This window comes from Chryseobacterium sp. Marseille-Q8038, assembly GCF_965111995.1.
The window spans coordinates 493,752-506,986 of sequence record NZ_CBCOPN010000001.1 but is presented as its reverse complement, the minus strand read 5'-3'; the positions used below and the strand labels follow the sequence as shown (position 1 = coordinate 506,986).

Here is a 13,235-nt window from a genome sequence, read left to right as displayed (position 1 = left end):
TTTACAGCTGATTTTCTGAAAGATGCTTAACAATCATCATCGCTTTTGGAAATTTTTCTTCAAAAAAATCTTTAAATTCTGCGGGAGTCTGAATTTCTGTTTTCAGTAACGTTCCCTCGTCATTTTCCTCAAGAAAATAAGCTTCTGTTGCTTCTCCCCAATCTTTCGCAACTTCAATACCTTCATAAATTTCTCCCAGATGCAGAAGTTTTATCTCTTCATTAGGAATGACTTTTAGTACTTTGCTGTACATTCCGTTATTTTTGGGATCAAGAAATTTAACGATATTGTTTTCTTCTAAAGTTCCTTCATAAAAAGAACCATCTGTAAATGCCGTTGTCCATTGCCTATAGGTAATATCTCCCCAAAGGACACTCCACACTTTTTCAGGTTCGGCATTGATTTCTATTTCATATGATAATCGTTCCATATATTTTTAAGTTTTAGATAGTAGATAATAGGTTGCAGGTGGTTGGTGAGTTGGAGGGTAAGAGAGTTATTTTATGGACACATCTAAGATCTAACTTCTAAATTCTAGCCTCTAACTTCTAATCATCCTCCGACAAAATCACCTCCATTAATATGAATAATTTCTCCCGTAATATAACTTGCGTCTTTGGAAGCAAGAAAAACATAGGCCGGTGCTACTTCTGATGGCTGCCCCGCTCGTTTCAGCGGAGTATCTTTTCCAAATTGGGAAAGATCATCAAAAGCTTCTTTTACAAGAGGAGTCCAAATAGGCCCCGGTGCAATTCCGTTGACCAGGATTTCCTTTTCTGCAAGGTTATCAGCCAATGAACGGATAAAAGATAGAACAGCTCCTTTTGTAGCTGCATAATCAATCAAGTGATCGCTTCCACGATATGCTGTGACAGAAGTTGTACAAATAATCCGTCCTCCTTTTCCGATCATCGGAAGAAAATTTCTGGTGAATGAAATCATGGAAATGATATTGGTATCAAATGTTTCCTGAATCTGTTCATCAGAGATTTTCTCCAGACTGCTTTTGGAAGTATGAATTCCGGCATTATTCACAAGAATATCAATACTTTTCCATTGGGTTTTGATCCTGTCTGCACATTTTTCCCTGAAAACTTTCCGGGTAAGGTCACCTTTGATCAAAAGGCACTTCTGCCCTTCTTTTTCCACCAGTTTTTTTGTTTCTTTGGCATCGTCATCACTTTCTTTATAGATAATAGCGACATCAGCTCCTTCTCTGGCAAAATGAACAGCTACAGCCTGTCCTATGCCGCTGTCTCCCCCGGAAATAACTGCTTTTTTCCCAAGCAGCTTCCGGCTTCCCCGATAATCGTTCCGGATAATTTCCGGAAACAGCCCTTCTTTAGGGACTTTTGACTTAGATTGTGATTTGTTCTGTGTTTTCATAAGCAAATCTTTTCTCTAAATAACATCAAACAATACGCCGAAAATATTTATGACTGATAAGCATCTTCCAGATCCTGGATGATAATTTTCTGCATTTTCATCATTGCCTGAACTACTTTATAAGCTTTTTCCTGATTAGAATCGTACATTAACTGAATGAGTCTTTTAGGAACAATCTGCCAACTCAATCCATATTTATCTTTCAGCCAGCCACACATACTTTCTCTGCCTCCGTCTGCTGTAAAGGTATTCCAATATCTGTCGGTTTGTTCCTGGTCATCGGTCATCACGACCAATGATATTCCTTCATTAAAATCAAATGGGTGATCATAGGAATTATCCATACAGAATAAGCTGTACCCGTCAATCACAAAATGAGCATGCTGAACATTTTCTGCCGGTTCCGGAATATCATGTCCCTCACTTCCTGCTCCATAGGTTAATATGTTTCCTATGCTGGAATTTGGAAAAGTTCTGGTATAAAGCTCCATTGCTTCTTTTGCTTTCCCATTATTCTGATGGATAAACATCAGCGTAGGAACTATTTTCTGATCACTTGCTTTTTCACCCAGAAACAACTGCCATGTTACCCCATATTTATCCTGAACCCATCCGTATTTTGGGCTCCATGAGTAAGATCCCAGTTCCATTAGCGCTATACCGCCATCCAGTAACTGATCCCAGTATTTTTGAACTTCCTCTTCTGTTTCACAGATCACCATGAAAGATATGGAAGGATTTTTTTTGAATTGAGGACCTCCGTTCAGAAGCATCAATCTTTGCCCGAACACATCAATGTTCATTACCACAGGAGTATCTGCCGTAATTTCGCCTCCAAAAACTTTACAATAAAATTCGGCAGATTGCTTGGCGTCTCCATCATACCAGAGACATGGGAAAATATCTTTATTCATAATTTTACATTTTAATAAGGGGTGTATTTATACTTCTAGCTTACTCATGAAGCAACCGCAAAAGATATCTTATGTCCTTGCATTTGAACGAAGCGATTCCGTTTTATGGCAAGACATTCCAACAAGCTTTCAGTTACTTACTATTATACTTCTTTAAAAGAGACCTGATTTTCCTGCATGTAATTCTTCAGTTTCATCATTGCATTTTTACCAAAACCATGAAGCTGCATAATTTCTTTTTCGGAATAATCTGAAAGTTTTTCCAAAGAATTTATCTTTTCTTTTTCTAAGGCTCTTCTTGCCGGTATTGCAATAACCCCGTGAAGAAATTCTTCTTCAGAGTCATAATTAAAAGTATAAATGGAATTTAAACTCTTTGACATGATAACTAGATTGATCATGGCTACAAAAAATATTGTTAATGATTCTCAACATACTTATGGAAATTGTTCAAAATAGCATACCAGCCATCTCGCTGCATTTCCACAGAATTTTGTTTTTCCGGATCGAAAATTTCAATCACTTTCGTTGTATTTTCATCTATTTTATCGAAAACAACTTCTACTTTCCTTCCGTCTTCCATGTGGTATTTGATAACTTCATGGGGGATAATTTCATCATATACACCTTCAAAATCAAATCCGAAACTTTTGTCTTTAGCTTCCATTCTGTTTTTGAATTTGCCGCCTACTGTAAGGTTGTTTTCAGAACTAGGACACTGCCAGCTTTCGTGGGCGAAATTCCATTTTGTGATGTGTTTGGGTTCATTGAAATAATTCCAAACCTTTTCCACCGGTGCTAATATTGTAATGTCTATTTTAATTGGATCCATAGTTCTATTTTTTTTTACGTTTGAATAAAGAGCTGCCCAAAAATGAGCACCTCTTTATTATTTTTAGTTAAATATAAGATTATTTTGCATATTCTTCATTATAGTTCACCATCCAATGAACACCATACTTATCCTGAAAGCAACCGAAATAATCTCCCCAAAATTGGTCTTCAATCGGCATTTCTACATTTCCGCCGTCAGAAAGCTCTTTAAAGATTCTGTCTGCTTCATTTCTGGAGTCTGGGAAAACAGATACATAATTATTATTTCCTACGGTAAGAGTCTGTCCAAATCCGGGTACAATATCCGATGCCATTAACAGGTCACCTCCGATAGGCAAAGCAATATGCATAACTCTGTTTTTTTCTTCTTCAGAAAGGTTTTCAGTACCGGGAGCATTTCCCATTTTATGAATTCCTCCGACGAATTCACCACCGAAAACAGTTTTGTAAAAATTGAACGCTTCTTCAGCTGTTCCATCAAAATTTAGATACGGATTTAATTTAGCCATGATTTTTAATTTTAAAGTTATTATTATAAAATATAGGTTCTACTGCTGGTTCATTAAGAATTAATTAAGTTAATATGAATCGTCAAGACGGTTTCCATTCCCGGAATTCAGCTTGCTATTCTTAAAGTCTTAATGGTTTAAAAATTTTTCTACTTCGTTGACGGTAAAATCTATTAAGTTTGTATCAATACTTCCGTCAAAGTCTGGCATCATATAAATACCATGAGTAGCGGGAAGTATTATAAGCCGGGAATCTTTCACCAGACGCCACATTGCTGCGGTATGTTCCGGTTTCATGACATCCTGGTCCCCACTGATGAACAATGTGGGAGATTGTATGGAAGTCAGTACTTCATCATCCCAGTCTTCAAAAGTCTGCATCCTTTTGCAGTCTTTCTCAAAAAGGTTTTCCAGTTTTGAAAAATCCGGATTGAGATTTAAAAAATTGATTTTAAAAGGTTCCGGCATTGATTCGAAAGTGGCGTCCTGCATTCCTTCAAAAAAGCCGTCTATCATTCCGTTTCTTTTATAAAATGCTGAGGCAACGACCAGTTTTTCTACAATTCCGGGATGGCGGTGGCCAATTTGCATTACGGTACTTCCTCCATTGCTGAATCCCCAGAAGGAAGCTTTTCTTATGTTTAATTCTGCTAAAAGTCCGGCAACATCGTCAGCATCCTGTTCAAATGTTTCAGGAATATCGCGGTGTTCGCTACGTCCGTGGTTTTGCAGATCGATTCCTATGAGTTGGAATTTATCTTGCAATCTTACAATCACCTCTTTAAAATCGTACAGAATGGACGAGCCTCCGCCATGAATCAAAACCAAAGGTTTTCCTGATCCGTAGATTTCGTAATACAGCTGGATTCCATTGACTTTTTTATAGCCTTTTTCTACTGGATTCATTGTTAATAGGTAAGTTTTTCGTCTACATCATACTTCATTCCCGGGTAGTTCAAAATTCTACGCATCAGGCCAATCTGCCCGCATAAATAGTCTTCACGGCCGATACACATTCCGGCAAAATTGAGTTTTGTTTCTTTGATGAAGGGGATATTCATTCCTATTTCAAATATCTCATCCAGTTCTTCATCTGTTACTTCATGAAGTTTTTGGTATACTTTAGCGGAAATTTTATGAAAGTTTTCCTTCAGTTCAGTTAAAGTGGGATACTTAAAACTTTCATCCAAAGCTTTTCCCTGAAAAAACAAGTCGCTGTAAGGATCTTCTTCCTGTATTCCAAGCACCCAGCCTAAGCCGTAGCGCATGTTGACAAAGTTTCCTGCCATCCATACAATGTGATTGGTTTTATTTTCAATTCTTTTCAATGCATCTTCTTCCGAAATGCCGTCCAAAACATTCATAAAGCTTTGGGAATGCATTCTGTAAGCCGGAATAATGACTTCCATTTTTTTTGATTTTGGTGTGTCCATTTTAATTAGAGATTAGAGATTAGAGATTAGAAGTTAGAAATTAGAAATTAGAGGTTAGGAGGTTGGAGAAACGCAAAGGCGCAAAGTGTTTTATCAACTGTATGTTTTAAGGCGCGAGGATTTTATCTTCGATAAAATTGTACTGTTCTAAAAATGTAATACTAATATGTCAGCGATGTACTTGTCATTCCGAGCCAAGCAAGGAATCTAAAAATAGCATGCTATTTTATTGCTCCAGGCTTTCCTAAAATTCTGCGGAGACAGCCCAGCTGCCCGCTGTGGTAAATTTCATGAAGGCTTAAAGTGGATATATCTTTAACTGTTTCGGGCTGAAAACTTTCAATAGTGTTGAGTTTTGCTTCCAGTTTGTCCTGAGATTGTTTCAAATAGGATTGCAAATCTTCAAAGCTTACCAGTTCATCTTTCCGGTTCAAGGCAATTTCACCTCTGTTATAGAAGGAAAATTTTTCGCTGTCCCAGACAGATTCTTCTCCTAAAATATTCAGTAAGGGATTTCTGATGTAGATTAAATGTCCCAGAACCCAGTTCATACAGTTGGCTTCACCATTCGGAAAAATCATAGACTCTTCGTGGGAGATGCCGTCAATATTCATAGTAATCACATAATAGTTGCTGACTACCTGATTTTTTATGATTTCTATATCGTTTGATTGTGTTTCCATGTGATTGGTATTTAAAGAACAATAAAGAATTATTCTGTAGGAATTTGAGAGGCATCTCCATGCATCACTTCCCACTGATGGCCATTGATATCTGCAAAACTGCTCTGATACATCCATCCGTAATCCACTGGTTCACTATATTTTGAACCTCCGTTTTCGATAGCTGTTTTTACCATATCATCTACCTCATCACGGCTGCTGACTCCAATAGCCAAAAGCACCTGTGTTGTATCTCCTTTCGCAAAAGGTCTGTTGGTAAAGGTTTGGAAAAACTCTTCTTTAAGAAACATCGTATAGATATGATTTTCTTTCATTGCAACACATATTGCTTTATCATCTGAAAACTGTTCATTGATAGAAAAGCCAAGCTTTGTCCAGAATTCTCTGGTTTTTTGAACGTCTTTTACGGGTAAATTGACGTAAATATCGGTAATGTTCATTTTGTAAATTTTAGTGGTGAATTGTACTCAAAATTACCAAGGTCTGATAAGAATGAGCTTGCCATAAGACAAGATTTATTTGTTAAACTTCAGAAAAGTCTTGTTATCTGAAATGAAAACTATTCTGTTGGCATTTGCGATAGATCTGCAAAAGTAATATTCCAGCCATGTCCGTCCAGATCCCAGAAAGAATTCTGATACATCCATCCGTAATCCTGAGGTTCTTCATGCTGCCACGCCCCATTTTCTACCGCAGTGTTCACTATTTTGTCTACTTCTTCACGGCTGTTTAGTCCTACCGCCACAAGAACCTGACTGGTATTCTCTTTAGCCACAGGCTTATTGGTGAAGGTCATAAAATAATCTTCCTGCAAAAACATCGCATAGATGGTATCATTCAAAACAACACAGACTGCTTTATCATCAGAAAACTGTTCATTAATCGGGAAACCTACCCTGGTCCAGAAATCTTTTGTTTTCTGTACATCTTTTACCGGAAGGTTTACATAAATTTGATTGACTTTCATTTTTTGTAATTTTAGTGTTAAACTGTTATCCAAAATTACCAAGGTGCAATGAAAATCAACTTGTCATAAGGCAAGATTTAAATTTTCTTAGGATGGGAAACGATTTCTTTACGGATACGGCTCAAAGAAGTGTCCGTAACTCCCAGATAGGAAGCAATCTGTTTCAAGGGTGCAAATTGTATGACTTTAGGCTTCTGCTCCAGCAGATTAAGATATCTTTTGGTGGCTGAAAGGGTAAACATTTCTACCGACCTTTGTTTATAGGCAAAAAGTTCCTGAGACATCCATGATCTTCCCCATTCTCTGAGATTCGGGATTTTATGGAATAGCTCCTGAAAAGTATCATAATCCAGCCTCAAGCATTCGCAATCTGTAATACAAACGATATTTTCCTGGGAAGGTATTCTCTGAAACATTGATAAAACCTCAATAATCACTTCATTCTCCGTGAAAAAATGGGTGGTTACTTCATTTCCATTAAAATCATTCACATACGAACGTGCCAGCCCACTTTCCAGAATATAGTATTCATTGGCTGTTTTACCTTCTTCAAGAATGAAATCACCTTTTTGGAAGGATCTTTTTTCGTGAGCCTGAAATATCTCTTCAAGCTCTTCCTTGAAAAAAAATGGAAAGTCATAGCAGATTTCTAAGGCTTTACTGGTCATTGGTGTCAATTTTTTAAGACTTTAAAAATAAAATTTTTAATTGAATTAAGAGCAAAAAAAACATTAAACAGTGAATTGAATACTTTCACAGACAATCACATATACTATTGAAATAAAACAAATTTTAAAACTATTAATTTTTTAAACAGTTATTTAAAACCACCCCGTCAAAAATTCTTTGAATTTTCGCCACCCCTCCAAAGGATGGGAATGACTATTTGTTGATGATTGTGATCTTAGACTTTTAAAGGGAAAGAAATTTTTAAAATAGAGTTAAAACAGAGAAAGCTGTATAGGTTTTGGAGGACTGGGTTTCTGAGCATCTCCAAATACAGTTTTCCCACCAAAACGCCATGAGTTTTGTCTTTCTTCTTCAATGACCTGCTGAATATCAAAATCCGGAGTGAAATCTTTTTCTGCCTCGGTTATGATCTGATGAAGTTTATTTAAAGAGCTTAATTTATCAGAATTTCCCAGTTTGGACTTTTCTATTCCTTTTCTGAGAATGCTGATACTTTCATCGTAGGTATTGATGGGAACAGGGAAAGGATGTCCGTCTTTACCTCCATGAGCAAAGGAAAACCTTGCAGGATCTGCAAATCTTGAGGGTGCTCCATGAATCACTTCACTTACCAAAGCCAAGGACTGCATGGTTCTGGGGCCTACTCCTTCCAGCATCAGCAAATCTTCAAAATTCTGAGGCTGCTGTTCCCGGGTTACATACAGAAGTGCTCCCAGACGTTTTAAATCTACATCTGAAGCCTGAACATCATGGTGGGCAGGAAGAATCAGTCTGGCAAAATCTTTCATCACTTCTGCTGAATCGGTATGGGAAATATCTAAAATTCCTTTTCTGTTTTCTGAAGCTTTGGTATCCGTAAGATTCAGAATTTTCCCTCTTGAAATTCCATTAATTCCTGTGTGAGGTTCTTCTACAAATGATGTGATATTTTCAGAATGCCAGTGATAGCGTCTTGCTGTTCCGTCCGACTCATGCATTCCCTGCTGAATGACACTCCAGTTTCCGTTATCTGACAGAATAAAATTATGCAGATATAGCTGATAGCCATCCTGAATAGCCGTATTATCCACTTTTGCGGAAAGCTTGCTGGCTCTTACCAGCTCTGTTCCGTTGAGTCCTGTTTTATCGGCAATTCTGATCAGTTCTGACGGAGTTTCACGGGAAAATTTTCCTTTTCCGCCACAGATATAAAGTCCCAACGATTGTGAATTCGGATTAATGGAACGTTTCAATGCTCCCATAACGGAAGTGGTAATTCCTGAAGAATGCCAGTCCATTCCCATTACCGCTCCAAAGCTCTGAAACCAAAACGGATCTGCCAATCTGCGTAATACCTCATCTTTACCGTAATCCATGAGAATTACTTCGATAATAGAAAGCCCCAGAACAGACATACGCTCATACAGCCATGGCGGTACTTTGCCATAGTGAAGAGGTAAATCTGCTGTTCCTGAACGTTTCATTCTATTATTCTATTATTAAAATGTAAAGGTAAGTTTTATTCATCTTACTATTTAATGATCCGGATCATTAATTGTGCTATTAAATCAGCAACTAGTGGATAAGGCTTGTAAAAGAGAAATTGATATCGCGCATCTCCAACTCATTTTTGGAGGATTCCAGCTGTGCTTCTCCGGCATAGATCAACATTTTTTGTTCGTAAGCTTCAATGGCTTCGGATATAGTTTGATAGGCTCCTTCCGTTAAATTTTCTGATAAAATTAAAGCATCCATCAGTCCGCTGTTCACTCCCTGTCCTGCAAAAGGAGGCATAAGATGAGCGGCATCCCCAATCAATGTTACAGGTAAAGGGCGATTATTTTTCCAGGGTTTATCTAATGGAATTTTCCTTGTCGGCAATCCTACAAAAAAGGAAGTTGAGTTAAATAGCTGCTGATAAAGCCCACTCCATGAAGAAACCCTTTCGGCAAGAAACTGACGGACCTGTTCTGTATTTTTAAAGTCCAAATTATAGCCATCTTTCCATTCCTCAGGCTTTTTGAATATGACTCCATACGTCAAAGCTCCGTTATTAAATGGATTAGCCACCAATAAATTCCCTTCAAACGCAGCCATTGGTCTTTTCCTATCACACCATTTAAAAAATTCAGGGCATGCCTTCTCAGGCTGAGGAATATCTCCCTGAATAATAAACGTTCCGGTTTCTTCCACTTCAGCATCTGTCACGTATTTTCTTACTCGGGACATTCCACCATTAGCACCAATAACAAGATCTGCAGCCACATCAGGTTTATCTTTAAAATGAAGCAGCCATTTCCCGTCATGTTCTTCCATTCCGGTAAAGTTCATATCCCAGATTACGGTATGATCTACGAGACTGTTTAATAGCATTTCTCTTAAATGATTTCTGTTGATTTCCGGGTTGTCATATTGATTTTCTGGGGTAATTTCTTTTGTAAAGAGTATGTTGCCCTGCTCATCAGTAATGTTGATTCCCATAGGCAAGGCAATCTCGTAATATTTATCCAACAATCCCGCCTTTTCCATCGCTTTCTGCCCTGAGTCCTGATGAAGATCCAATGTACCGCCCCAGACTCTGGTCTGTGCATTCACGTCTCTTTCATAAACATTGACTTCAACGCCTTTTTGCTGTAATAAGACGGCCATGGTTAAACCCACAGGGCCAGCGCCAATGATGGCTACTTTTTTATGATTCAGTACCATAATTTTGTGATGTATTTATTATGCCACAAAATTCAGGAATGCAGTTGTATCATGCTTGTACAAATGCGACAAAATCATTGCTTATCGCCTGCTTTCTTTTTCTTGCTTCTCTTGCAAAAGCTGCGGGTGTAGAACCGCTGTATCGTTTAAATTCTCTGCTTAAGTGAGATTGATCGGTGTATCCGAATTCCTGTGCGAGTGCCGCAATAGAAGTCTCAGGAGCATGCCATAAACGGTTTCTTATCTGTTCAAAACGCATAATTCCGGATACATCTTTTACGGTGTGTCCCGAAGACTGCTTGAATTTTCTTTCTAATGTCCGAACTGTTGTATGGGCAGAATCAGCAACCTGGTTTACTGGAATAGCTCCGTAATTTTTTCTCATAGCCGCACCGGCTTTGAAAAGCAGACTGTCTATCGTAATCTGTGAGTGTAATTTCAGAAAATATTGTTCTACCTGAAAGATAGCATCCTCTATTTTTCCCTGAGTAATAAGTTCATTCAAGGCAGATTGAAGCTGTGCAACGGGATGTTCAAACCTATGAACTCCGTTTTCTGTTTTTTCTGATGAAAGTCCCAATAAATCAAAAACAGCCCATGGAAAACACCTGATCCCGATGATTTCCAGTTGATTTTGAGCATAAAAAAGAGCTGGCTGGTTGAGTAACCCCATGATAAACGGAGAAGGTAAAGCCTGCAAAATTCCCTGATGAGAAATACTGCATCCGCTGCCAAAGTGAAAGATGATTTCGGCATAACCATCCGGTAGTACTGTAAAATCCGATAGTTCTTCGCCATAATCTCTTCTGTTATACCAAAAGCATTTTATGGTATCCCGAAGTTCTTCCGGGACTTCAAATTCCTGATGTATATTTGAAAACATAATTTACTAAAAATCAGTTATGTTGTTTGAGCGAAATCAATCATGAGAATACAATTGCAGGTGTTTGTGTTTTGCCTCATCATATTCTTCTTCGAAAGTGATTGTATTCCCAAAAGGATCAATTACCGTAAAGGAGACAGCTCCATAAAACGTTTTTTCAAGTCCTGGGCGGTTGTATTTATATTTTTTTTCAATCAGTTCCTTATGATATTCCGGAACGCCTTCACCCCAGATCGACACCTTTGTTCCAGGTGTTCCATCACCATGATGCTCACTTAAATGGAAAATGATATTCTCTTTTTTCACTTCCATATAAACGGGTGTATTTTCTTCGAAATAATGTTCCCATACAATCTCAAATCCCAGCCAGTCTACATAAAATTCTTTTGTTTTCTGATAATCGAAAATTCTTAGTACAGGAATAATCTTTTCTGCTTTCATTGGGAATAATATTTATTGGTGAGACAGTATATTAATCAGTTTTTCAAATGGATCTTTAACAAAAAAACGGCGAACGCCCCATTCCTCATTGGTCAGTTCATAAGCGATTTCAAAACCAGCATCTTTCATTTTACCATAGATTTCATCTACGTTATCCACTTCAATGGAGAAATCAGGAACTTCTGTATCGTTTCCTCCCTGTTCGGCAAAGCTGATCTGAACTTTTGCCTCTTCGTTATTCCCCAATGTTTTGATCCATCCATGATCCATCAAAACATCCAGTTCCAGAATATCCTGATAAAACCGATTGGCTCTGGAAAGATCATTTGTTTTGATATTGGCTACGATTCTTTTTACCATTCTGACTTATTTTTCATTAAAAAAAGCCTTGTGAAATTACATAAAATTTCACAAGGCTTTATAAATTATTGTAGTATATATTCTGTTAAATTGAAGAAGCTGCGTCTAAAATCAGCTGAGTAACTTCTTCGGGATGCGAAGCCAATGAAGCATGTCCTGCATCCAGAGAGATTATTTTCTTAGGCTCAAGACGCTCTGCCATTTCTTTTTCTGTTTCTGCAGGGATCATACGGTCCTGCAATGAAATTTGATACCAACTTGGACGTATCTTCCATGCAGGTTCACCCGCTACATCACCGAAACATTGTCCGTGAATAGGTTTTTGTGATAATGACATAACCAATGCTTTTTCATCATCTAAATCCTGGCAGAAAGCAGATTTAAATTCGTCGTATTTAATCCATAAAAAACCTTTACTGTCAGGATAAATACTTGCGCCACCCGGCGACTCTCTTCTCCCTAAAAGAGACCCAAGACTATCTCCCGCATCCGGTGCAAAAGCAGCAATATAAACCAGCCCTGCTACTTTATCATGATGTCCCGCTCCTGAAATAACAGCACCTCCATAAGAATGTCCTACTAAAAGCACTTTCCCTTCCTGGGCATCAATAAGGTCTTTGGTCTTATTAATATCTTCCTGAAGCGAAGTTAATGGGTTCTGGACACTTCTTACTTTATACCCAGCCTTTGTCAGTGAAGGGATAATGTACTGCCAGTGTGAACCGTCTCCCCATGCTCCGTGTACCAAAATAATGGTTAAATCTTTTTGTTCCATAATGATTGTGTTAAAATTTGATGATGATAAAGCTACGGTATAAAACATGAGTGGACGTTACCTTAAGTTAATTAACAATCCGGCTTCTTATACGGCTGAGTGACTGTTCTGTTACACCAAGATAACTGGCAATATGTTTCTGGGCTATTTTCTGAAAGAGTGCAGGCTGTTTTTTGACCAGATTAAGGTATCTGTTTTCGGGAGAAAAGCACAACAGATCATCAATCCGTTTCTTGGCATCCAGATAGATCTTTTCACTCATCATTCTCCCGAATTGCTGCCAATACGCTTCTTTTTTATATAAATCCTGCAGACTATCTTTACTCAGCAGTAAAATTTCACAGTTTTCCAGCGCCTGAATATTCATATTAGATACAGTATCGCAGAGAATACTTTCATAATCCGTAAAAAATTCATTCTCAAAATAGAATCCGAAATTGATTTCGCGTCCCTGATCATTGATATAGAAACTTCTGATGGTTCCTTTTTTAATAAAGCCCAGGTACTTGCATTTTTCCCCTTGTTTCAGAAAAAAATCAGATTTTAAAAGTTTTGTATCGTGAAGTAAAGCGTAGAATTCTTCAAAGTGCTCTGAATCTACATTAAAAAGTTCTCCATATTTCTTATAATTATTAGACGTCATTTGGTGTTGTTTTTTAAGTTTTATATTCAAAA

The 13,235-nt window shown here is 37.8% G+C and carries 19 protein-coding genes; all 19 read right to left on the bottom strand.

The window, feature by feature from the left end; translation table 11 throughout:
* Position 1: 1 nt before the first annotated feature.
* The 19 genes from ACWPWS_RS02305 to ACWPWS_RS02215 all read right to left on the bottom strand — a co-directional run bounded on the left by ACWPWS_RS02305 (position 2) and on the right by ACWPWS_RS02215 (position 13,203).
* Positions 2 to 430 (bottom strand): SRPBCC domain-containing protein, encoded by a 429-nt coding sequence (locus ACWPWS_RS02305; RefSeq protein WP_454045361.1) that lies wholly within the window; start codon positions 428 to 430, stop codon positions 2 to 4.
* A gap of 122 nt (positions 431 to 552) precedes the next feature.
* Positions 553 to 1,386, bottom strand: coding sequence for an SDR family oxidoreductase (locus ACWPWS_RS02300; protein WP_454045360.1), 834 nt, complete (start codon positions 1,384 to 1,386; stop codon positions 553 to 555).
* A 47-nt stretch (positions 1,387 to 1,433) separates the two neighbouring features.
* Entirely contained in the window at positions 1,434 to 2,300 is an 867-nt protein-coding gene (locus ACWPWS_RS02295; protein WP_454045359.1) for a VOC family protein, read from the bottom strand.
* Positions 2,301 to 2,443: 143 nt separating this feature from the next.
* On the bottom strand, positions 2,444 to 2,683 hold the full coding sequence (locus ACWPWS_RS02290; RefSeq protein ID WP_245169677.1) for a helix-hairpin-helix domain-containing protein: 240 nt from the start codon (positions 2,681 to 2,683) through the stop codon (positions 2,444 to 2,446).
* Positions 2,684 to 2,718: 35 nt separating this feature from the next.
* The gene (locus tag ACWPWS_RS02285; protein WP_209784013.1) at positions 2,719 to 3,132 is read right to left on the bottom strand and encodes an SRPBCC family protein; all 414 of its coding nucleotides are present in this window, start codon (positions 3,130 to 3,132) and stop codon (positions 2,719 to 2,721) included.
* 79 nt (positions 3,133 to 3,211) lie between these two features.
* The gene (locus ACWPWS_RS02280) at positions 3,212 to 3,643 is read right to left on the bottom strand and encodes a VOC family protein (protein ID WP_105681853.1); all 432 of its coding nucleotides are present in this window, start codon (positions 3,641 to 3,643) and stop codon (positions 3,212 to 3,214) included.
* 129 nt (positions 3,644 to 3,772) lie between these two features.
* Entirely contained in the window at positions 3,773 to 4,549 is a 777-nt protein-coding gene (locus ACWPWS_RS02275) for an alpha/beta fold hydrolase (protein WP_454045358.1), read from the bottom strand.
* A gap of 2 nt (positions 4,550 to 4,551) precedes the next feature.
* Entirely contained in the window at positions 4,552 to 5,052 is a 501-nt protein-coding gene (locus ACWPWS_RS02270; RefSeq protein WP_245169676.1) for a DinB family protein, read from the bottom strand.
* A gap of 245 nt (positions 5,053 to 5,297) precedes the next feature.
* Positions 5,298 to 5,759 carry a hypothetical protein gene (locus tag ACWPWS_RS02265; protein WP_454045357.1) on the bottom strand — a complete coding sequence of 154 codons (462 nt, stop codon included), beginning with the start codon at positions 5,757 to 5,759 and terminating at the stop codon, positions 5,298 to 5,300.
* A 29-nt stretch (positions 5,760 to 5,788) separates the two neighbouring features.
* Positions 5,789 to 6,199 carry a VOC family protein gene (locus ACWPWS_RS02260; protein ID WP_105681849.1) on the bottom strand — a complete coding sequence of 137 codons (411 nt, stop codon included), beginning with the start codon at positions 6,197 to 6,199 and terminating at the stop codon, positions 5,789 to 5,791.
* A gap of 119 nt (positions 6,200 to 6,318) precedes the next feature.
* Complete coding sequence (locus tag ACWPWS_RS02255) at positions 6,319 to 6,726, bottom strand: VOC family protein (RefSeq protein ID WP_454045356.1); 408 nt, start codon at positions 6,724 to 6,726, stop codon at positions 6,319 to 6,321.
* A 77-nt stretch (positions 6,727 to 6,803) separates the two neighbouring features.
* The gene (locus tag ACWPWS_RS02250; protein ID WP_105681847.1) at positions 6,804 to 7,394 is read right to left on the bottom strand and encodes a Crp/Fnr family transcriptional regulator; all 591 of its coding nucleotides are present in this window, start codon (positions 7,392 to 7,394) and stop codon (positions 6,804 to 6,806) included.
* A 273-nt stretch (positions 7,395 to 7,667) separates the two neighbouring features.
* Positions 7,668 to 8,879, bottom strand: a complete 1,212-nt coding sequence (locus ACWPWS_RS02245) for a DUF763 domain-containing protein (protein WP_454045355.1) — start codon at positions 8,877 to 8,879, stop codon at positions 7,668 to 7,670.
* A gap of 91 nt (positions 8,880 to 8,970) precedes the next feature.
* A complete protein-coding gene (locus tag ACWPWS_RS02240) occupies positions 8,971 to 10,101 on the bottom strand; it encodes an FAD-dependent oxidoreductase (RefSeq protein WP_454045354.1) in 1,131 nt (376 codons plus the stop codon).
* 49 nt (positions 10,102 to 10,150) lie between these two features.
* Positions 10,151 to 10,984, bottom strand: a complete 834-nt coding sequence (locus tag ACWPWS_RS02235) for a helix-turn-helix domain-containing protein (protein ID WP_454045353.1) — start codon at positions 10,982 to 10,984, stop codon at positions 10,151 to 10,153.
* Positions 10,985 to 11,020: 36 nt separating this feature from the next.
* Positions 11,021 to 11,425 (bottom strand): glyoxalase superfamily protein, encoded by a 405-nt coding sequence (locus ACWPWS_RS02230; RefSeq protein WP_454045352.1) that lies wholly within the window; start codon positions 11,423 to 11,425, stop codon positions 11,021 to 11,023.
* Positions 11,426 to 11,437: 12 nt separating this feature from the next.
* Positions 11,438 to 11,785, bottom strand: coding sequence for a VOC family protein (locus tag ACWPWS_RS02225; RefSeq protein WP_454045351.1), 348 nt, complete (start codon positions 11,783 to 11,785; stop codon positions 11,438 to 11,440).
* Between the two features lie 85 nt (positions 11,786 to 11,870).
* Positions 11,871 to 12,560, bottom strand: a complete 690-nt coding sequence (locus ACWPWS_RS02220; protein WP_454045350.1) for an alpha/beta hydrolase — start codon at positions 12,558 to 12,560, stop codon at positions 11,871 to 11,873.
* A 67-nt stretch (positions 12,561 to 12,627) separates the two neighbouring features.
* The gene (locus ACWPWS_RS02215) at positions 12,628 to 13,203 is read right to left on the bottom strand and encodes a Crp/Fnr family transcriptional regulator (protein WP_454045349.1); all 576 of its coding nucleotides are present in this window, start codon (positions 13,201 to 13,203) and stop codon (positions 12,628 to 12,630) included.
* Positions 13,204 to 13,235 lie beyond the last annotated feature (32 nt).

What these genes read in the sequence shown, in the direction of transcription:
- ACWPWS_RS02305 (WP_454045361.1), bottom strand. Translation starts at nt 430, where the DNA reads ATGGAACGATTATCATATGAAATAGAAATCAATGCCGAACCTGAAAAA.
- ACWPWS_RS02300 (WP_454045360.1), bottom strand. Translation starts at nt 1,386, where the DNA reads ATGAAAACACAGAACAAATCACAATCTAAGTCAAAAGTCCCTAAAGAA.
- ACWPWS_RS02295 (WP_454045359.1), bottom strand. Translation starts at nt 2,300, where the DNA reads ATGAATAAAGATATTTTCCCATGTCTCTGGTATGATGGAGACGCCAAG.
- ACWPWS_RS02290 (WP_245169677.1), bottom strand. Translation starts at nt 2,683, where the DNA reads ATGTCAAAGAGTTTAAATTCCATTTATACTTTTAATTATGACTCTGAA.
- ACWPWS_RS02285 (WP_209784013.1), bottom strand. Translation starts at nt 3,132, where the DNA reads ATGGATCCAATTAAAATAGACATTACAATATTAGCACCGGTGGAAAAG.
- ACWPWS_RS02280 (WP_105681853.1), bottom strand. Translation starts at nt 3,643, where the DNA reads ATGGCTAAATTAAATCCGTATCTAAATTTTGATGGAACAGCTGAAGAA.
- ACWPWS_RS02275 (WP_454045358.1), bottom strand. Translation starts at nt 4,549, where the DNA reads ATGAATCCAGTAGAAAAAGGCTATAAAAAAGTCAATGGAATCCAGCTG.
- ACWPWS_RS02270 (WP_245169676.1), bottom strand. Translation starts at nt 5,052, where the DNA reads ATGGAAGTCATTATTCCGGCTTACAGAATGCATTCCCAAAGCTTTATG.
- ACWPWS_RS02265 (WP_454045357.1), bottom strand. Translation starts at nt 5,759, where the DNA reads ATGGAAACACAATCAAACGATATAGAAATCATAAAAAATCAGGTAGTC.
- ACWPWS_RS02260 (WP_105681849.1), bottom strand. Translation starts at nt 6,199, where the DNA reads ATGAACATTACCGATATTTACGTCAATTTACCCGTAAAAGACGTTCAA.
- ACWPWS_RS02255 (WP_454045356.1), bottom strand. Translation starts at nt 6,726, where the DNA reads ATGAAAGTCAATCAAATTTATGTAAACCTTCCGGTAAAAGATGTACAG.
- ACWPWS_RS02250 (WP_105681847.1), bottom strand. Translation starts at nt 7,394, where the DNA reads ATGACCAGTAAAGCCTTAGAAATCTGCTATGACTTTCCATTTTTTTTC.
- ACWPWS_RS02245 (WP_454045355.1), bottom strand. Translation starts at nt 8,879, where the DNA reads ATGAAACGTTCAGGAACAGCAGATTTACCTCTTCACTATGGCAAAGTA.
- ACWPWS_RS02240 (WP_454045354.1), bottom strand. Translation starts at nt 10,101, where the DNA reads ATGGTACTGAATCATAAAAAAGTAGCCATCATTGGCGCTGGCCCTGTG.
- ACWPWS_RS02235 (WP_454045353.1), bottom strand. Translation starts at nt 10,984, where the DNA reads ATGTTTTCAAATATACATCAGGAATTTGAAGTCCCGGAAGAACTTCGG.
- ACWPWS_RS02230 (WP_454045352.1), bottom strand. Translation starts at nt 11,425, where the DNA reads ATGAAAGCAGAAAAGATTATTCCTGTACTAAGAATTTTCGATTATCAG.
- ACWPWS_RS02225 (WP_454045351.1), bottom strand. Translation starts at nt 11,785, where the DNA reads ATGGTAAAAAGAATCGTAGCCAATATCAAAACAAATGATCTTTCCAGA.
- ACWPWS_RS02220 (WP_454045350.1), bottom strand. Translation starts at nt 12,560, where the DNA reads ATGGAACAAAAAGATTTAACCATTATTTTGGTACACGGAGCATGGGGA.
- ACWPWS_RS02215 (WP_454045349.1), bottom strand. Translation starts at nt 13,203, where the DNA reads ATGACGTCTAATAATTATAAGAAATATGGAGAACTTTTTAATGTAGAT.